The organism is Arthrobacter sp. JUb119, assembly GCF_024807995.1.
In the GTDB taxonomy this organism is placed as follows: domain Bacteria; phylum Actinomycetota; class Actinomycetes; order Actinomycetales; family Micrococcaceae; genus Glutamicibacter.
This window is the reverse complement of the sequence record NZ_JANUFE010000001.1, coordinates 1,093,516-1,112,162: the sequence shown is the minus strand read 5'-3', so window position 1 is coordinate 1,112,162 and position 18,647 is coordinate 1,093,516. Positions and strand designations below refer to the sequence as shown.

Here is an 18,647-nt window from a genome sequence, read left to right as displayed (position 1 = left end):
CCTTGGGGAACAAGGCATCCTGGACGCGATGTTGCCGCTGCTTGATTCAGAACAAGCAAGTCTCGGGCCTGGCGATGACGCAGGCGCGCTGCGCGTGCGCGGAACGGAAGTTCTCGTCTCCGTGGATACCCTGGTTGAGAATCAAGATTTTCGGTTGATCTGGCCCAGCGGGCTAGAGCACAGAGCCTATGACATCGGGTGGAAATCCATTGCACAAAATGTTTCGGATATTAATGCGATGGGCGGTCACGCAACTGGCGCCGTGATTTCTTTGTCCCTGCCGAAAGGCACTTCCGTGGAATGGGTCAGGGACTTCAGCCGCGGCATAGCCGAGGCTATTCAGGGACTTGGCGCACAGGAACTTACAATTCTCGGGGGAGACCTCGGGAAGTCCCAAGAAATTTCCGTTACCACTACAGTTCTGGGCGAATGCGAGCATGGCAAGGTCCTGAGGAGCGGAGTCCAAGTTGGCGACCGCATTGCCGTGGCGGGACGTGTCGGTGCTGCTGGGGCAGGGCTTTCCGTCCTGGAACATGATCGCAACGAACAAGGCTGGAGCCGGGCGGTGCGCCGGCTGGTCCAGGCGCAGTGCCGTCCCGTGCCACCGTTGGAATCCGGCCCGCGTGCCGCGGAAGCGGGTGCTACAGCCATGATGGACATATCTGATGGGCTGATCCGTGACGCTGGTCGCTTGGCCAAAGCCAGCCATGTGAATCTCGAGTTAGAGTCTTCCGCATTGCAGGATTATGCTGTTCGCTTGGAAGCCGCCTCAGAACTGACCGGCACCGATCCAATGTCGTGGGTATTGTACGGCGGCGAAGATTTTGGACTCCTTGCTGCCTTCCCAGAGGGAATTGAAATCCCAGAGGAATTCACCGTAATTGGTGCTGCCAAGCCGGCCAATGGTCGCCGCGCAGTAGTGAAACTCGATGGCAAGGTCGCAAAGCCTGAGACAGGCTTTGACCACTTCGGCTAGCTGCTCCGAACGTGCTCCATGAGCTGGCTACGCGCGGTCATTCTGGATGCGCAGCAGTTCGGAAAGCTCGTGGGCGGCGCTAGTCACGGCTTCGTGGTGAATTTTCCCTGGCTGGCGCGTGAGCCGTTCAATCGGGCCGGATAAGGACAGCGCCGCGATGACTCGTCCGGATTGCCCTCGAACTGGTGCTGATACGGAAGCAACACCTGGCTCGCGTTCTCCCAGCGACTGGGCCCAACCACGTCGACGGACCCCAGCCAGAATTGTCGGCGTGAAGCGCGCGTGATGCAATCCGTCGACCATGCGTTCATTGTCTTCCCAGGCGAGCAGAATCTGGGCTGCCGAGCCGGCTTTCATGGACAGCTGGGTTCCAACAGGGATGGTGTCACGAAGGCCGATTGGACGCTCAGCACTGGCGATGCACACACGATAATCGCCCTGCTTGCGGAAAATCTGCGTGCTTTCACCGGTGAGGTCGCGAAGCTTGATGAGCACGGGGCCCGCTGCGCTGACCAATCGGTCTTCGCCAGCGGCGCTGGCGAGTTCCACCAGACGGTTCCCCAACTCAAAGCGGCCGTGCATGTCGCGTCCCACCAATCCATGGTGAACCAGCGATTGGGCAATACGGTGCACCGTAGGACGCGAGATTTCGGTGAGTTCCACCAACTGTGACAGGGAAGTGGGTCCATTCTCCAATGCGTTGAGAATGGCTGCTGCCTTGTCCAGTACGCCTACGCCGCTGCCTGTTGTCATAGTTCCAGTATCATGTCTCAGTATTTGAGATTCAAGTCCGCATACTGGAAAAGTCGATCTATGAAGTGTCAAAGTTGGAGTATCAAATGTTCGTAGCTTGAGGAGTGTGTCGCATGTCCGCCATGCAGTCGCCCCAGACATTGGCAGAAAAAGTCTGGAATGCACATGTTGTGCGCCGAGGAGAAGGCGAAGGCGAAGCTCGCCAGCCGGATTTGATCTACATTGATCTCCACCTGCTGCACGAGGTGACCTCGCCGCAGGCCTTCGAGGGCCTGCGCCTGGCTGGCCGTCCGCTGCGTCGTCCGGACCTGACGATTGCGACCGAAGACCACAACACTCCCACGCTGGATATTGACAAGCCCATTGCCGACCTGACCAGCCGCACCCAGATCCACACCCTGCGGGATAACTGCAAGGAATTCGGTGTTCGCCTGCACTCCTTGGGCGACAAGGAGCAGGGCATCGTTCACGTGGTAGGTCCGCAGCTGGGTCTGACCCAGCCAGGCATGACTGTTGTCTGCGGTGATTCGCATACTTCGACCCATGGCGCCTTCGGAGCCCTTGCTTTGGGTATCGGCACCTCGGAAGTCGAGCATGTCATGGCCACCCAGTCGCTGAGCTTGAAGCCATTCAAGACCATGGCGATTAACGTCGAAGGCACCTTGAAGCCTGGTGTTACCTCCAAGGACATCATCTTGGCGGTCATTGCCAAGATCGGTACCGGTGGCGGCCAGGGATACGTGCTGGAGTACCGTGGTTCAGCGATTCGTTCGCTGTCCATGGATGCCCGCATGACCATCTGCAACATGTCCATCGAGGCTGGCGCCCGCGCCGGCATGATCGCTCCGGACGAGACCACCTTCGAATACGTCAAGGGGCGCCCGCACGCACCGGCAGGCGAAGACTGGGACGCCGCCGTCGAGGACTGGAAGCAGCTGCACACCGATGAAGGCGCGCGCTTCGACGCTGAAGTCTTCTTGAATGCAGATGAACTTGAACCATTTGTCACCTGGGGTACCAACCCGGGCCAGGGTGTCTCGCTGTCTGAGAATGTGCCTTCTCCGGAAGACTTCGAAGACGAGAATGATCGCAAGGCCTGCGAGCGTGCTTTGAACTACATGGGTCTGACCGGCGGCACTCCGCTGAAGGACATCCGCGTGGATACCGTCTTCCTGGGGTCCTGCACCAACTCCCGCATGGAGGACCTGCGTGCAGCAGCTCAGGTCATCAAGGGCAAGGAAAAGGATCCTGATGTCCGCATGATCGTGGTACCCGGCTCGGCGCGTGTTCGGCTGGAAGCCGAAGCAGAAGGCCTGGACCAGATTTTCAAGGATTTCGGTGCTGAATGGCGCTTTGCAGGTTGCTCCATGTGCCTGGGCATGAACCCGGACCAGTTGGCCGAGGGGGAGCGCTGCGCGTCCACCTCCAACCGCAACTTCGAAGGACGACAGGGCAAGGGCGGACGTACCCACCTGGTGTCGCCACTGGTGGCCGCGGCTACCGCAATCCGTGGAACCCTCTCGTCGCCTAGCGACCTCGTCAACGCACCGGCTTCGGTCTAGGAAGGATCACCGTCATGGAAAAGATTGTCAGCCACACTGGTATTGGTGTTCCACTGCGCCAGAGCAATGTGGACACGGACCAGATTATTCCTGCCGTTTACCTCAAGCGCATCACCCGCACCGGATTCGAGGATGCGTTGTTCGCGGGTTGGCGACGGGATGAGAACTTCATCCTGAACCAGGAACCTTTCAATACCGGCTCCGTGCTGGTGGCAGGACCCGACTTCGGCACCGGTTCTTCGCGCGAGCACGCTGTCTGGGCGTTGAAGGACTACGGATTCAAGGCCGTGATCTCCGCTCGTTTTGCCGATATTTTCCGTGGCAACTCGGGCAAGCAGGGACTGGTTGCTGCTGAAGTTGCCCAGAGCGACATTGAATTGATCTGGAAGGAACTGGAGAACAATCCAGGCACCACGGTCACCGTTGATCTGGAATCGCGTACGGTCCAGTGCGGTTCCATCTCGGCACCGTTCCAGATTGACGACTACACCCGCTGGCGCTTGATGGAAGGCCTGGACGATATCGGTCTGACCTTGCAGCATGAGGAAGATATCACCGCATACGAAGCCAAGCGTCCAGCGCATAAGCCGCAGACTCTGCCAGCACGAACCACAGGCTAAGCACCGAGTTCAAAATAAATGGAATGGTCCGCTCCTCCCTGACGTTGTTAGGGGTGAGCGGATTATTGCATTCCTAATGGAATGAATTTCGGCAGAGCATAATAGGTCTGTCTGAAAGCATGCTCACAATGTGTGCGCCACGAGATGATCTGGGCATACTGGCAGGTACAGAGGCGGTATGCTTACTTAGTCCTGCCAGTTCGAAAGCCTAGAAGCTTCGGCGGGCGATAACGACTACGCGATGAGGTAATTCATACATGGGTAAGATCCTGACGATCCATGGTGGTGTCCCGCTCAAGGGCACCGTACGAGTCGGCGGAGCAAAGAACCTAGTGCCAAAAGCCATGGTCGCGGCTCTGCTTGGCGATACCCCTTCGGTATTGCGCAACGTACCGGAGATCAAAGATGTAGCTGTCGTGCGCAGCCTCCTTGAAATCCACGGTGTCAAGGTTGACCAGGACCCTGAAACCGGCGATCTCACCATGGACCCTACCCAGGTCAAGACCGCCTCGAATCAGGCGATCGATGCCCATGCCGGTGACTCGCGTATCCCTATTCTTTTCTGCGGACCATTGATCCACGCCTTGGGCGAAGCGTTCATCCCGGATCTGGGTGGCTGCCGCATCGGCGACCGCCCGATTGACTTCCACCTGGAAGTGCTGCGCGACTTTGGAGCGATCGTTGACAAGGCAGCCGATGGCATCCGCATCTCGGCCCCTAATGGGCTAACCGGCGCCAAGGTTGAACTCCAATACCCAAGTGTCGGCACCACCGAACAGGTCCTGCTCTCGGCCGTTCGAGCCAAGGGTGTCACCGAAGTCAGCAACGCGGCCATTGAGCCAGAAATCCTAGACCTGATCTCGCTGCTGCAGAAGATGGGCGCCATCATCTCGGTGCACCGCGACCGCGTGATCCGCATCCAGGGTGTTGAGAAGCTTACGGGCTTCGATCACTCCGCTTTGCCTGACCGCAACGAAGCCGCGTCATGGGCCTCTGCCGCGCTGGTCACCAAGGGCGACATTTTCGTCCAGGACGCGACCCAGCGTGATTTGACTGCTTTCCTGCACGTCTACCGCCAAATCGGTGGTGAATTCGACGTCAAGTCCGACGGCATTCGCTTCTATCACCCAGGTGGAGACCTTAATCCACTGATCCTGGAAACCGACGTCCACCCGGGCTTCATGACTGACTGGCAGCAGCCGCTGGTCGTGGCCCTGACCCAGGCCAAGGGCGTATCGGTCATTCACGAGACTGTGTATGAGAACCGCTTCGGATTCACCGATGCGCTGGTTCGCATGGGTTCCACCGTCCAGGTTCACACCGACTGCCTCGGGTCCACCCCTTGCCGCTTCGGACAGCGCAACTTCAAGCATTCTGCTGTTGTCGTAGGCCCAGCGAAGCTGACCGGTGCCGACATCGATGTTCCTGATCTTCGTGGCGGTTTCTCCCATTTGATCGCTGCTCTGGCTGCCGAAGGCACCAGCAAGGTCACCGGCATTGAGATCATCAACCGAGGCTACGAGCACTTCATGGAGAAGCTGCAGGCCCTGGGCGCAAATGTCGAGCTGAGCAACTAAAGGGGATCCGATTCGTGGTAAAGATTCTGGCCCCTGGCGAATCTGCTAAGACTAAACGGGTTTTCTCGCTATTGGCGGGCATTGTCCGTTCTGCCATGAACGGTTTAATGGGCAAAACGTGGAAGGGCTTCGAAACCCTCCCTCCGGGCGGGTACATCCTTTGCCCCAATCACCTGACCGAGATTGATCCGTTGGTTGTCGGCCATGCTATTTACAGCAATGGCCGGCTGCCACGCTGGCTGGCCAAGGAATCCTTGTTCAAGATCCCAGTGCTCGGATGGATGCTTCGCGAGACCGGACAGGTTCCGGTGTCACGCAGCGCATCCAATGCTGGCGAATCGCTGGCCGCGGCCCGAAAAGTCCTGGACGCCGGCGGGGTCATAGTCATCTACCCGGAAGGGACGCTGACCCGCGACCCTGCTCTGTGGCCAATGGTAGGACGAACCGGTGCCGCCCGTTTGGCCCTGCAGACTGGCGCACCAGTGGTACCGATGGCTCACTGGGGCGACCAGGAACTGCTGCCGCGCTATTCCAAGAAAATGTATCCGTTCCCGCGAAAGCACGTCACGGTGTCAGTTGGCCAGCCAGTGGATCTTGATGACTTGCGTGATGGCCCGCGGACTCGGGCAGTGCTGCAAGAAGCCACCGATCGCATCATGGACGCGATCACCGCACTGACCGCTGAACTGCGCCAAGAAGAAGCACCAGCTGCACGTTGGGATCCCAGCAAGCATGGACAGTCGAAGACTGGCCGCAATTTCGATACCCCGGATAACTAATTACCTTGATCAACACCTTCCAGAGGACTGACATTGACTAAGCCGCTACCACGCAAAATCGCCGTCATGGGCGCTGGCAGCTGGGGGACAACCTTCGCCAAGGTGCTTGCTGATTCCGTTGCAGACAAGGGCATCAACGTTCAGATTTGGGCCCGTCGCGAAGACGCCGCCACTGAAATCAATGAACGCCACACCAATTCACGCTACCTGCGCGAAACCAAGCTTCCGGCCAACATCTCGGCATCATCGGATCCGAAGACCGTTCTCAACGACGCTGACCTTGTCGTCTTGGCGATTCCGGCTCAGTCGTTGCGCCAGGAATTGGCGAAGTTCAAAGAATTCTTTGAACCCGGAGCGGTCTTGCTTTCACTGATGAAGGGTCTTGAACGCGGGACCGATCTGCGCATGAGCCAGGTAATCGCCGAAGTCACCGGGCTGCCTGCAAAGCAGATCGCTGTGCTGTCCGGACCAAACTTGGCAATGGAAATCGCACGTGAGCAGCCAACCGCTTCGGTCGTGGCCTGCACCGATTCTGATATTGCGCAGTGGATTGCTGAACTGTGTTCCGCTGCATACTTCCGTCCTTACACTAATGACGATGTCTTGGGTGTTGAGCTTGGCGGAATCGTCAAGAACATCATCGCCCTTGCCGTTGGCATGTGCGATGGCATGGGAATGGGCGATAACACCAAGTCCACCGTCATAACGCGTGGCTTGGCTGAAACCACTCGCTTGGTCCTCGCCCTGGGCGGCCGTTTGGACACCTTGGCAGGTCTTTCTGGCCTAGGCGACCTTGTGGCTACCTGTTCTTCCTCGCTCTCCCGCAACAACACTGCAGGACGCCTGCTTGGCCAGGGGCTCTTCTTGGAAGAGGTCAATGACCGCATGTCGCAGACTGCGGAAGGCATCAAATCAGCACGTGCCGTATTCGACCTGTCCCAGGCCCATCACGTGGAAATGCCAATCACCGAAGCGGTGGTCATGGTCCTGGAGGGCACCTTGAGCGTTGAAAATATGGCTGCACGCCTGTTGTCGCGTGAATTGAAATCTGAAGGAGAACGTCACTAATGACTGAACGCAAGCTCCGCGTCCTCTTGCTCTTCGGTGGCCGTTCCTCAGAGCATTCCGTTTCCTGCGTTACTGCGGCCGGCGTCATGCACGCCATCGACCGCGAGCGTTTCGAAATTGTTCCGGTGGGTATCACCCGCGACGGCGGTTGGACCCTGCTGGACGAGGATCCAGAAGGTTGGGCACTGAATACTGGCAAGCTGCCAGAAATTTCCTCGGTGGATCATCCGGTGCATCTTTCCACCGACGCGCAGAAGACATCATTGCTGTCCTACTCGGACTCCACGGTGGCAGATCTGGGCGAGATCGACGTGGTCTTCCCGTTGCTTCATGGTCCGTTCGGCGAGGATGGATCAATCCAGGGCATGCTGGAAATGGCTGGCGTTTCCTACGTTGGCTCCGGTATCGCAGCCAGTGCGATGGGCATGGACAAGCATTTCATGAAGGTAGTCTTCGAAGGGGCAGGCTTCAAAGTAGGCCCGTACGAAGTCATCACCAACAAGCAGTGGCTGCGCAACAGCGAAGCTGCCATGAAGCGTTGCGAAGACCTGCAGTACCCGTTGTTCGTCAAGCCGGCCCGCGCGGGATCCTCGGTAGGCATCACCAAGGTAGACGAGCCTTCGGGGCTTCGTGCCGCTATTGAGATTGCCCGTGCTGAAGATCCCAAGGTGATCATCGAGCAGGGGATCGTTGGCCGTGAAATCGAATGCGGTGTTCTTGAAGGCCGCGGCTGCGAACCTTCGCGTGCCTCATTGCCAGGCGAAATCGCGGTGGCAGATAATGAGCACACCTTCTATGATTTCGAAGCGAAATATGTTGATGGCGCCGCCGCCGAGCTCAGCTGCCCAGCAGATTTGAGCGAAGAAGCCACTCGCCAGATCCGCGAACTTGCAGTCAAGGCCTTCGATGCTATTGATGCAGAAGGCCTATCTCGAGTTGATTTCTTCCATACTCCCGAAGGGGAGTGGATCATCAATGAAATCAACACCATGCCCGGCTTCACGCCGTCAAGCATGTACCCGCAAATGTGGGCCAAAACGGGAATTGAGTACCGTGAACTTATTGATGAGCTGATTGGGCTGGCTACCGACCGGAATATCGGTTTGCGCTAATCCGGGAATAGCCGTTAAAGCGTGAGGGTGTGTTGAAGAATCAACACACCCTCAGGCTTTGCTTGTAGGCGATCCGCTTACAAGTTCACTGACTTGTCAACGCTGACGCACTTTTTGGAAGCCGGGATCTTCTGGGCTGCATCCGACAGTGTGGCCAGCACGGTACTTGACGGGATGACGTTAGGATCCAAGACGACTTCGGTCGCTGGCGTCCGGCCATAAGTAGTCAAGGTCCAGATACCTGATTCTTCATCCTCATTCGCTACCCAGTCGACGTCATTCACGGATACGCAGGGGTCAGTAGTGGGTCCTGGAACTTCGACACCGCAACGCAAGACAACTTTTGACGGGTCGCCCCAGGCCGAGGTTGCCTGCGAGGTCGTTGAACGACGCTCGGCATCATCGATGGCTTCGGGCAGGACAACCATCATTTCCGCACAAAGCGGGTTGGCTGCGTCCGGGGCAGCATCCACGGAAGCGACTGATGCGCAGCCTGCAAGTACTGGTAGTAATAAAGTACCGCTCATCACCAATGCCGAAGTTTGAGCAAGTTTTCGGTTAAGTTTTGGTGACAGTCGGGCTTTCAAGCTGATTTTAGACACGTTATAAGACTACATCGGCACTCTGAAAGATAGGATGTACAGAGTTGAAACTGTGAAAGGTAGCAAATGTCCTTTGAAGAGCACCCAGCGCGACCGCGCAAAAAGAAAAAGCGCACCGGGCGAGCCATCGTCTTAAGCGTGCTTGCCCTTGTCATGGTCGCGGCGCTTGTTGCCGCCGGTTACCTTTGGAACCTTGGCAGAACTTTCGATTCTGAAAGCCAGACCATTACGGATGCCTTCCCTGCGGAAGAAACTCGTCCTGAAGTCAATGACGAGTCCAAGGACGCCGTCAACATTCTGCTGCTCGGAAGCGATACTCGCGCAACTCGTGAGGCGGATGAGGACAGTGAAGACTTTGGTACCCTGCCTAACGGTGGCCGCTCAGACACCATGATGCTGGTTCATATTCCTGCAGACCGCGAGAATGTGTTTGTCACCTCCGTCATGCGCGACACCTGGCTTGATATTCCGGGCGTAGGCACTGCCAAGATCAACCGCGCTTTTGCCAGCGGTGGAGTGCCCAAAGCAGTCGAAACCCTTGAGGGGCTCTTTGGTGTTCGCATTAACCACGTCGCGTCCGTCGATTTCGAAGGATTCAAGGGTCTAACCGATGCAGTGGGCGGAGTTACCGTCAATAATCCGCGCGGCTTCAAGCAGTCGATTGTTAATGGCATGTACTTCCCAGAGGGTGTTCAAACTCTGGACGGTGAACAGGCACTGGCGTTTGTCCGTGAACGCAAGTCCTTCCCAGGCAGCGACTACGAGCGCGTCAAGAACCAGCAGCTTTTCGTCAAGGCTTTGCTTGGTCAGTTGATGTCCAAGGAAACCCTGACCAACCCGGGTAAGGTTTCTGAAGTTGTTTCTCAAATTGCACCGTTCATTGCAGTTGATGAAACTCTGGATTCTGGCAAGGTTGCCTCTTACGCTTCCTCCATGCTGAACCTGCGTTCGAACGATATGGAATTCTTCACCCTCCCTAACAAGGGTCCGGGACGTTCTGCCGACGGACAGTCAATTGTCATTCCGGATATGGAAGTGATTGAGAAGTTTGGCAAGGCACTGCAAGAAGACAAGATGGCAGAGTTTGTAGAAACTACTGACCTGTCACGATAACTCCACTGAAGGACCAACTTTCCATGACTCCCCAAAAACTCGATACCTCGGTGCGTGCCATCAGAGAATGGCTCGCACGGAGTGTCAAGAGTCTCGGGAACCATTCTGACCGGCTCAATGCCATCAACGTTTTCCCGGTAGCAGACGGAGATACGGGCAGTAACCTGTATCTGACTGCACGGGCAGGTCACGATGCAGTGAGTAAACTGGAAAGCGACGACATCGGTGGCTTCTTAGAAGTTGCCGCGCGCGCGTCAATGGAATCGGCGCGCGGCAACTCTGGAACCCTGTTGGCTGTATTTCTCAGCGGCCTGAGTGAACCGTGGGTCGGTTACGAGCGGCTTACCGCGCCGCTGCTAGCCCTTGGGCTTGAACGTGCCAAGGTGCGCTCCTGGTCAGCACTGAGTGAACCGGTCGAAGGCACCATGCTCTCCGTGATCAACGCCATCGCGTTGGCCGCAGGCTCAACCCTTGCTCACTTGAAGTGTGATTTAGAGAGCCGTGCAGCATTGGACACGGTATTGACCCAGATGAGCCAAGCGGCTCGATTGGCAGTGAAGGGAACTGAAACAGAGCTCCCGTCCCTCGTTGAAGCCGGTGTAGTAGATGCGGGCGCGGTGGGCATGCTGATCATCCTCGATGAACTTTGCGCTGCTATTCGAAGCGACGCGACTGATTTTGAGTCCTACGAGAAATTCCATGGCTATCAGGTCCAGGATCCGCATGTTCATCTGAACAATGACACTGAGACCGGCGTCGAAGTCATGTGCACTGTCTCTCTGGACGCATTAGGCGCCGCTACTCTGCGCGGTCAGCTAGATGCCATGGGCAATTCCGTGATCATGTCCCCGGTAAACCAGCTTGAAGAACACACCTACCGTTGGCGCGTACATGTGCATGTCCCGGAGTCTGAAAAAGCCTTGGACCTGATCAAGAAATACGGTGACCCAGTGAATATCAGCGTCACCGACCTGTGCACCCACGATGGCTGAAACAACGCTGACAACGTTTGAGAATGCAGAACTCTCAACATTCCTCGGAAATAAGAACGCCACCGCGCTGGAAAAGGCCTTCGGCTACAGCACAGTGGGGGAGTTCCTCTGGCATTTTCCGCGGCGCTATGTCGAAGTAGGCGAACTTACGCCAATTTCAGAGCTTCCCTTTGACGAGCACGTCACCGTTGTAGCCCAGGTGGTCAACGTTAGCCAGCGACAGATGCACTCGCGTCGCGGTTTCATTTTTGAAGTGACCGTTAGCGATGAGCTCAGTCCAGGCGGCCAAGAACTGAAGATGACCTTCTTCAATGGTTACCAAGCCCGAACGGACCTGGATATTGGAACTATTGCAATGTTCAGCGGCAAGGTTGGCTGGTACCAGGACCACCTGCAGCTGAGCCAGCCCGAATACGCGATCCTGGATGAGGCATCACAAGCGGATCCGCGCCCTATCCCTATCTATCCGGCTTCGGCGAAGATGCCGAATAAGCGCATCAGGGATTTGATGGCGTTGTTGATGGAACAATTCACAGATCAGAACCTTCCTGAATTTCTTCCAGCAGAACTCCTACGCACCCATCATTACCCAGTACGCCATCAAGCGTTCTTGGATCGACATTTCCCCAAAGAAATCAAGCACGCTTACGTTGCTCGACAGCGCTTTGCCTTTGAAGAAGCCTTCTTGCTGCAGCTGGCATTAGGGGAACGCGGTCGCCAGCTGGGAGCGCAGAAAGCTATCGCGCGTCCACAGGTGCCAGGACGACTGGCCGATAAATTTGATGCCATCCTGCCGTTTACCCTGACCGAAGACCAGCTCCTCGTCGGAGAACAAATCTCTGACGATCTGGCACAGCCACATCCGATGCATCGATTGCTGCAGGGAGAGGTAGGTTCCGGCAAGACCATTGTCGCGCTACGCGCCATCTTGCAGGTGATCGATGCCGGAGGCCAAGCAGCACTCCTAGCGCCGACAGAAGTCCTGGCCGCCCAGCACTATGCGTCTATCAAGAAGATGCTTGGCAACCTCGCAGAACCCGGATTGTTCGGCGAAGGCGAAGGAACTCGAGTCGCGCTCCTGACAGGTTCGGCAAAAACTGCACAGCGTCGTGAAGCCCTATTAGGTATTGCCAGCGGCGAAACAGGACTGGTGATCGGTACGCATGCCCTGCTAGGCGATCAGGTGCAATTTGCTGAACTTGGCCTAGTCGTCGTGGATGAGCAACATCGTTTTGGCGTTGAACAGCGCGACGCCTTGCGGGCTAAGGCGGCCGGCCCTGTTCCGCATACCCTGGTCATGACTGCTACGCCGATCCCGAGAACCGTCGCTATGACCGTGTTCGGCGATTTGGACACGTCGACAATCAAGCGCCTGCCCGCTGGGCGCGCACCGATCCAAACGCATATTGTGCCCATGCAGCTGACCGGTTTCCGCGACAGGTTGTTCTCAAGGATCATTGAGGAAGTGGAGAAAGGCCACCAAGTCTATGTGGTGTGTCCAAGAATTTCGGACACGACAGCGGAACAAGGCGTACTCCTAGCGACCTATCAAGATTCTGCTGGACAAACCATGAGCGTCGAAGCCATGCAGGAGTTGCTGGGTGGGATGCCTGAATTTGTTGGGATACGTACCGAAGCGTTGCACTCGCAACTGGATGCAGCAGACAAGCAAGAAACCATGGATTCCTTTGCACGTGGCGAAATTGACGTGCTGATTTCTACGACTGTCATTGAAGTCGGCGTTGACGTTCATAATGCGACGTTGATGGTGATCATGGATGCTGAGCGCTTTGGCATCTCGCAGCTCCACCAGCTTCGTGGCCGCGTAGGCCGTGGCGGATTTCCCGGGACGTGCCTCATGACCACATGGTTGGACGCGGACCATCCGTCGATTGGACGTTTGAAGACGATCGAGTCAACAATTGATGGCTTTGAGCTAGCCGAGGCAGACTTGGCGGAACGCAAGGAAGGAAATATCCTCGGCGTTCAGCAATCGGGTAGCCGATCGTCGTTGCGGGAACTGAGCATCATCAAGGATCGCTCGCTGATTGATCGGGCGAGAACCGATGCGGGTCTCCTCCTTGCCGATGGCAGCTGGGGACGTCAACACCCCGGACTCCTGGTGGCTGCCGGGAATTGGCTTGATGAATCCACCAAAGAATATTTGAATAAGAACTGATTGAAGGAAGATCTAGGCAATGAGCCGAATAATCGCTGGAGCCGCCGGCGGGCGTCCATTGAAGTCCGTCCCTGGTGAAGCAACACGCCCTACAACGGACCGGGTCAAAGAGGCTCTCTTCTCCCGTTTGGAAAGCTGGGATATTCTCTCTGGCGCACGAGTGTTGGATCTCTTTGCTGGATCAGGGTCGCTAGGAGTCGAGACAGCCAGCCGCGGTGCCCGGCAGGTTGTTCTTGTAGAAAAGGCGCCCAAAGCGGTCTCTGTTTGCCAGCAAAATGCGGCACTGGTGAATAAGGTTTTGAAGACCGATACCGTGACGGTTCAGCGCGGGAGTGTTGATAGCGTCCTCGATGGTTATTACAACGCAGTTTCGGGAGTGCCCAGCAAGACTTTTGACGTGGTCTTGCTGGATCCTCCTTACCCGCTGACTGAAGAAGAACTAGCTGTCACGCTCGAGAAGATATCCAGAATCCTAGCTGAAGATGCCACCGTGATCGTCGAGCGTTCCGGTCGTTCACCCGAACCAACATGGCCGAGCGCCATGGAGAAGTTCGCCGACAAGAAATACGGCGAAACGCACCTATGGTTTGCAGAACCCATCTAGATCCATCGAATGGCGAACCTCTGACGGGTATGGTCCCGCTGCCTGGCATTCGAGTATTTGATCGTCCCGGAATCGTTGGCCGGACGCTGTCAATATCAAGTTCCCGGGGAAGCGCTTGGTAAACATTTCCGGACTTGAACTCAGCATCACGAATTCAAAGCTGGAACCTGCTGCCTCAACTTGAGAACAGGTGAAATCCAAGGGAGGGTCATCGCCAATGTTCACGAACAGCAATCCGTCGTTGGCTAACGAATTCTTGAGTTCTGCATAGTAGCCGTCGGTGGTGAGGTGTTCTGGTGCGTCCGGCCCAGAGAAGATATCCAGTACGATGACGTCAAACTTTTCATCGACCAGTTGTTCAGCGAGGACGCTCCTTGCATCGGCAACAATTGGAGACAGGTCGCAGCCTTGAGGCAAAGGCAGATGCGTGAGAACGAAATCAAGAAGTTCCCGCTCAATGTCTACGGCTACGTGAGTACTCGAGGGATAAACCACACTCGCCCAGCGAGCCAGGGTCAAGGCGCCTGCGCCGAGATGCAGCATCTTCATTGGACGCTCTTCTGGGTGCAGGACCTTCAGATGATTGGCAATGCGCGCGAGATATTCGTAGAAGACTTCTTCCGGATGCGAAAGATTGACATGCGACTGGGGTGCGTCGCCGATGGCGAGTATTTTTGACCCGGGGACCAAGTCATCGTCGTAAATCGTGGCGTGTTCCTGGACGAAACCAAGCCACCGTTTAGCCGGCTTTCGTGTCAATTGGAGAACACCTCTGGCAGGCGCTGCAATCGCTGAACCGCATCGGAAATCACGTCAGGCTTTTTGCAGAAGGCGAAGCGCAGTAGGCCCTGGTAATCATTTCGGTTTTCGGGATGGACAAAGGCCGACATCGGTATCGCTGCAACTCCGAGGCGCTCGGGCATCATTCGTGCTACTTCAGCAGCATCATTCAATTCAAAGCCACGTACATCAGCAACCAAGAAGTAGGTCCCCTTTGGGCGAATCACTGGGATGCCAGCTGTTTCCAGACCTGATGCGAGATTTTCTCCCGACTGTCCGAGATCGGCAGCGAAGCGCTCGAAAAAGGCGTCTGGAAGTTGCAGGGCTTGCGCTACTGCCGGTTGGAAAGCTGGGCCCGAGGAGTAGGTCAGGAACTGTTTCACTGTTCGGACAGCAGTAATCAGCTGGCGAGGACCGGTTGCCCAGCCTACTTTCCAGCCGGTAAAGGAGAAAGACTTGCCCGCTGAAGAAATGGTGATGGTCCGTTCTGATCCACCGGGCAGGCTCGCGATAGGAACATGTCGCACACCGAAAGTCAGATGTTCATAGACTTCATCGGAGATGATGATGCAGTTGTGCTGATGTGCCAGGGCAATGATTTCTTGGAGCACCGATACATCTAATACGGTGCCAGTAGGATTATGGGGATTGTTCACAAGGATTACCCGCGTCTGGTCAGTGACCGCACGTCGAAGGTCATCCAAATCTGGTTCGAAATTCGGAGCCTTGAGCTGAACGACCTTATGCACAGCGTTGGTCAACCCAATCATGGCTGCATAGGAATCGTAATAAGGCTCAAAGGTCACAATTTCATCGCCAGGTTCCAGGAAAGCCAGCAGGGAAGCAGCGATGGCTTCAGTTGCGCCAGTGGAAACGACGACCTCAGTCTGTGGGTCAAGCTTCAGCGAATAGAACCGCTCCTGATGCGCAGCGATAGCTTCGCGGAGGTTCAGCGTCCCTGAACCTGGTGCATATTGGTTAGCGCCATCTTGTATTGCGTCCATGGCAATTTGCTTGATTTCTGGTGGACCCTCGGAATCAGGGAACCCCTGGCCTAGATTGATGGCCTTGTGATGATTCGCTAATGCGGTGATTTCTTCAAAGACCGTCACTCCAGGCTGGCCTGTGGAATCTAGGAGGTTGGCACCATATGCGGTTCGCTGCCATGGAGTGAATTCAATGCTCATGAGTCCATTATCGTCCTGTACATAGGAACAAGGGCATTAAGTCATGGAATCTTTACGAGACATTCACATCAGATCGCTAATTTGACATGAGTTCTTGATAGATTCAGTTCATGCGAAGAGCGGTATGCCCGGGTTCTTTTGACCCAATTCATAATGGACACGTCGAAATCATTGCGCGCGCGGCGAGCCTTTTTGATGAGGTGATCGTGGCAGTGTCCACGAATTACTCCAAGAAGTATCGCTTCAGCGAAGACGAACGAGTCGCCATGGTAGAAGAAACTGTCGGTGGACTGCGTGGGGTTTCCGCTGTGCCGATGGGCCAGGGCCTGCTAGCTGATTTCTGCAAGGAGCAGGGAGCGGAAGCAATCGTCAAGGGATTGCGTAGCACTGTTGACTACGCCTATGAGATTCCCATGGCCACGATGAATCGGCATCTCACAGGTGTGGAAACGGTCTTCCTTCAGGCTGATACGCGATACACGCATCTTTCCTCATCTCTGCTCAAGGAAGTACAGGCTCTTGGAGGGGACGTAGATGAATACTTCCCGCGCGCTGTAATCAAGAGGCTTACTCATCCGTAGGTAGTTGCGCAATACTGTCGCCATTAACTAATCCGAAGATAGGGGATTCAACACTATGTCTGCACCTCGCGCCATTACTAAAGCGGTCATTCCGGCAGCCGGTTTAGGGACACGATTCCTTCCAGCAACAAAAGCAATGCCCAAGGAAATGCTCCCAGTTGTAGACAAGCCAGCGATTCAATATGTGGTCGCCGAAGCTGCTCGTGCTGGGCTTAATGATGTCCTGATGATTACCGGACGAAACAAGCGCGCTCTTGAAGACCATTTTGATCGTGTTCCGTCACTGGAAGCGTCTCTTGAAGCGAAGGGTGATACGAAGAAGCTCGCGCTGGTGCAAGATGCCACAGCGTTGGGGGATATCCATTACGTACGGCAACGCGATCCTCGCGGGCTGGGTCATGCAGTCTTATGTGCCAAGCAACATGTAGGGGATGAACCATTTGCGGTTCTTCTCGGTGACGACTTGATCCATGAAGATGATGACTTGCTTTCTTCCATGATTGACATTCAAAAGTCGACTGGCGGTTCAGTTATTGCGCTGATGGAAGTTGATCCAAAACAAATCAGTGCTTATGGATGTGCAGATGTGTCCCGGGTAGCGGATGCCGACTACGTCAAAGTTAATGGGTTGGTTGAGAAACCGAGCGTCGAAGAAGCACCGAGTAATCTAGCTGTCATTGGACGTTATCTACTGCATCCCCGTGTATTCGAGATACTGAAGCACACGGCTCCCGGTCGGGGCAATGAAATTCAGTTAACGGATGCTCTCCAAGAGTTGGCGACTGCCGACGGCGAGGGAGCTGGTGTCCACGCTGTAGTTTTCCGAGGCCGGCGTTACGACACAGGTGACAAACTAAGTTATCTGCAAGCGAACATTACCCTTGCTGTGGAGAACGAAGAACTCGGGGCCAACTTGAAGACTTGGTTGAAGAATTTCGTTAGAACTCTAGAAGACTAGTTCTTGACCTAGGCTACTCAGGATAATCACATTTATCTTGGGTAGTCTTTTTCATTGCGCGAAGTCACCCAGGCTGCCGTTGACCTTTGGGGATCGTTGCCCGGTGGAGTAGGAATGAGAATAGTGCAAGACCAAGATTCAGTCTTTTTGTCGCGGAGTGCGCGGACTCGATCTGAACGTCGGAAAAAGAAGAGAACACAAGGCATTGTCGTGTCTGTAGTTGTAGTGCTCCTGGTGGCAGTGCTCAGTGCTGGCTATGTCCTATTCGATTTGCAGCGACAGTTCAACACGAAATCCAATACCGTGGCTTTAGGATTTTCAGATGCCGAGGAACAAGCTCGTCCCATCAAGGATCCTGAAGATAAGTCCATGAATGTCTTACTACTGGGCGTCGATCATGCCGATGACGGTACCGCCGATGCTCAAGCTCTTGATGGGGCAGTTTCACAACGTAGCGATTCAATGATGCTTGTTCATATCCCGGAAGACCGCTCACAGGTCTATGTTATGTCGATGGTTCGAGATATGTATGTGGAGATTCCGGGGCATGGAATGAACAAGCTCAATGCCGCGATATCGCTTGGCGGGGTTCCTCTGTTGATGCAAACGATAGAAGGACTCTTCAGCACCAAGCTTGATCATGTAGCCATGGTTGATTTCGAAGGGTTCCGTGAATTATCGACTGCTCTCGGTGGGGTGACTGTCAATAATGAGATCCCATTCACGGCAAACGACACGGACTATTTCTACCCAGCCGGCGACATCACATTGGAGGGCGATCGCGCACTTCGATTTGTGCGTGAGCGAAAGTCGTTTACCAATGGTGATTACCAACGTGTCGCGAATCAACGCAAGTTCATCGCTGCAGCAGCAAATCAGGTGCTCTCATCAGGAACATTAACTAACCCTGTCAAGCTGTACGACATCGTCGACAAGGTATCTCCTTATCTGACCTTTGACGACGACTTTGATGCCGCAACATTGGTCGGACTTGGACTGCAACTCAAAAATGTGGACACGGAGAATATGGAGATGTTCACCATGCCAACCGCTGGAACATCGACTAGCGCGGATGGGCAATCGATAGAATTGGCAAGCGAACTCGCTATTGCTCAAATTAGCGAAGCTTTGCAAGGCGATGCAATGGCCGACTACCTTCGCGAAAACCCGCCTGAAACACCGTAAATAGTAGATGTGGGATGTA

Annotated in this window: 18 protein-coding genes; 14 read left to right on the top strand and 4 right to left on the bottom strand. The window is 55.4% G+C overall.

The genetic code is table 11. From position 1 onward, the window contains the following. Window positions 1-28 precede the first annotated feature (28 nt). The gene (gene thiL, locus M2368_RS05280) at window positions 29-976 is read left to right on the top strand and encodes a thiamine-phosphate kinase (protein ID WP_498724111.1); all 948 of its coding nucleotides are present in this window, start codon (window positions 29-31) and stop codon (window positions 974-976) included. Window positions 977-1,003: 27 nt separating this feature from the next. Here thiL and M2368_RS05275 read toward each other — a convergent pair whose 3' ends face one another. Beyond that, the gene (locus M2368_RS05275; protein ID WP_105659150.1) at window positions 1,004-1,729 is read right to left on the bottom strand and encodes an IclR family transcriptional regulator; all 726 of its coding nucleotides are present in this window, start codon (window positions 1,727-1,729) and stop codon (window positions 1,004-1,006) included. A 122-nt stretch (window positions 1,730-1,851) separates the two neighbouring features. Here M2368_RS05275 and leuC point away from each other — a divergent pair, with 122 nt between their 5' ends. From leuC to M2368_RS05245, 6 genes are all read left to right on the top strand, one after another. Next, on the top strand, window positions 1,852-3,291 hold the full coding sequence (gene leuC / locus M2368_RS05270) for a 3-isopropylmalate dehydratase large subunit (RefSeq protein ID WP_041649644.1): 1,440 nt from the start codon (window positions 1,852-1,854) through the stop codon (window positions 3,289-3,291). 14 nt (window positions 3,292-3,305) lie between these two features. Next, entirely contained in the window at window positions 3,306-3,911 is a 606-nt protein-coding gene (leuD, locus tag M2368_RS05265) for a 3-isopropylmalate dehydratase small subunit (protein ID WP_498724110.1), read from the top strand. A 257-nt stretch (window positions 3,912-4,168) separates the two neighbouring features. Beyond that, the gene (gene murA, locus M2368_RS05260; protein ID WP_332503888.1) at window positions 4,169-5,488 is read left to right on the top strand and encodes a UDP-N-acetylglucosamine 1-carboxyvinyltransferase; all 1,320 of its coding nucleotides are present in this window, start codon (window positions 4,169-4,171) and stop codon (window positions 5,486-5,488) included. Between the two features lie 95 nt (window positions 5,489-5,583). Beyond that, on the top strand, window positions 5,584-6,267 hold the full coding sequence (locus M2368_RS05255; RefSeq protein WP_105661158.1) for a lysophospholipid acyltransferase family protein: 684 nt from the start codon (window positions 5,584-5,586) through the stop codon (window positions 6,265-6,267). A 33-nt stretch (window positions 6,268-6,300) separates the two neighbouring features. Then, window positions 6,301-7,335, top strand: coding sequence for an NAD(P)H-dependent glycerol-3-phosphate dehydrogenase (locus M2368_RS05250; protein WP_286134529.1), 1,035 nt, complete (start codon window positions 6,301-6,303; stop codon window positions 7,333-7,335). Continuing rightward, on the top strand, window positions 7,335-8,447 hold the full coding sequence (locus M2368_RS05245) for a D-alanine--D-alanine ligase family protein (protein ID WP_402741357.1): 1,113 nt from the start codon (window positions 7,335-7,337) through the stop codon (window positions 8,445-8,447). Before M2368_RS05250 ends, M2368_RS05245 begins: the two co-directional genes overlap by 1 nt. Before the next feature lie 77 nt (window positions 8,448-8,524). On the opposite strand, the gene M2368_RS05240 is transcribed toward M2368_RS05245, so the two are convergent. Next, window positions 8,525-8,974, bottom strand: coding sequence for a DUF3515 domain-containing protein (locus M2368_RS05240; RefSeq protein ID WP_400289345.1), 450 nt, complete (start codon window positions 8,972-8,974; stop codon window positions 8,525-8,527). A 141-nt stretch (window positions 8,975-9,115) separates the two neighbouring features. On the opposite strand from M2368_RS05240, the gene M2368_RS05235 reads away from it, so the two are divergent. From M2368_RS05235 to rsmD, 4 genes are read left to right on the top strand one after another with little or no spacing between them, the layout of a single operon-like run. Beyond that, the gene (locus tag M2368_RS05235; protein WP_105661161.1) at window positions 9,116-10,162 is read left to right on the top strand and encodes an LCP family protein; all 1,047 of its coding nucleotides are present in this window, start codon (window positions 9,116-9,118) and stop codon (window positions 10,160-10,162) included. Between the two features lie 23 nt (window positions 10,163-10,185). Then, entirely contained in the window at window positions 10,186-11,154 is a 969-nt protein-coding gene (locus tag M2368_RS05230) for a DAK2 domain-containing protein (protein ID WP_498724109.1), read from the top strand. After that, window positions 11,147-13,333: an ATP-dependent DNA helicase RecG gene (locus M2368_RS05225; RefSeq protein WP_498724108.1), complete on the top strand. Its 2,187-nt coding sequence runs from the start codon at window positions 11,147-11,149 to the stop codon at window positions 13,331-13,333. Before M2368_RS05230 ends, M2368_RS05225 begins: the two co-directional genes overlap by 8 nt. A gap of 19 nt (window positions 13,334-13,352) precedes the next feature. Next, the gene (gene rsmD, locus M2368_RS05220; RefSeq protein ID WP_498724107.1) at window positions 13,353-13,937 is read left to right on the top strand and encodes a 16S rRNA (guanine(966)-N(2))-methyltransferase RsmD; all 585 of its coding nucleotides are present in this window, start codon (window positions 13,353-13,355) and stop codon (window positions 13,935-13,937) included. On the opposite strand, the gene M2368_RS05215 is transcribed toward rsmD, so the two are convergent. Beyond that, window positions 13,914-14,696 carry a spermidine synthase gene (locus M2368_RS05215; RefSeq protein ID WP_498724106.1) on the bottom strand — a complete coding sequence of 261 codons (783 nt, stop codon included), beginning with the start codon at window positions 14,694-14,696 and terminating at the stop codon, window positions 13,914-13,916. The genes rsmD and M2368_RS05215 overlap by 24 nt on opposite strands. Beyond that, entirely contained in the window at window positions 14,693-15,904 is a 1,212-nt protein-coding gene (locus tag M2368_RS05210; protein WP_498724105.1) for an aminotransferase class I/II-fold pyridoxal phosphate-dependent enzyme, read from the bottom strand. Before M2368_RS05210 ends, M2368_RS05215 begins: the two co-directional genes overlap by 4 nt. A 110-nt stretch (window positions 15,905-16,014) precedes the next feature. Between M2368_RS05210 and coaD the strand changes: the two genes are divergently transcribed. The 3 genes from coaD to M2368_RS05195 all read left to right on the top strand — a co-directional run bounded on the left by coaD (window position 16,015) and on the right by M2368_RS05195 (window position 18,628). Beyond that, on the top strand, window positions 16,015-16,485 hold the full coding sequence (coaD, locus tag M2368_RS05205) for a pantetheine-phosphate adenylyltransferase (RefSeq protein WP_105661166.1): 471 nt from the start codon (window positions 16,015-16,017) through the stop codon (window positions 16,483-16,485). A gap of 55 nt (window positions 16,486-16,540) precedes the next feature. Further along, the gene (galU, locus tag M2368_RS05200) at window positions 16,541-17,443 is read left to right on the top strand and encodes a UTP--glucose-1-phosphate uridylyltransferase GalU (protein ID WP_105661167.1); all 903 of its coding nucleotides are present in this window, start codon (window positions 16,541-16,543) and stop codon (window positions 17,441-17,443) included. Between the two features lie 210 nt (window positions 17,444-17,653). Beyond that, window positions 17,654-18,628, top strand: a complete 975-nt coding sequence (locus M2368_RS05195; RefSeq protein WP_498724104.1) for an LCP family protein — start codon at window positions 17,654-17,656, stop codon at window positions 18,626-18,628. Window positions 18,629-18,647 lie beyond the last annotated feature (19 nt).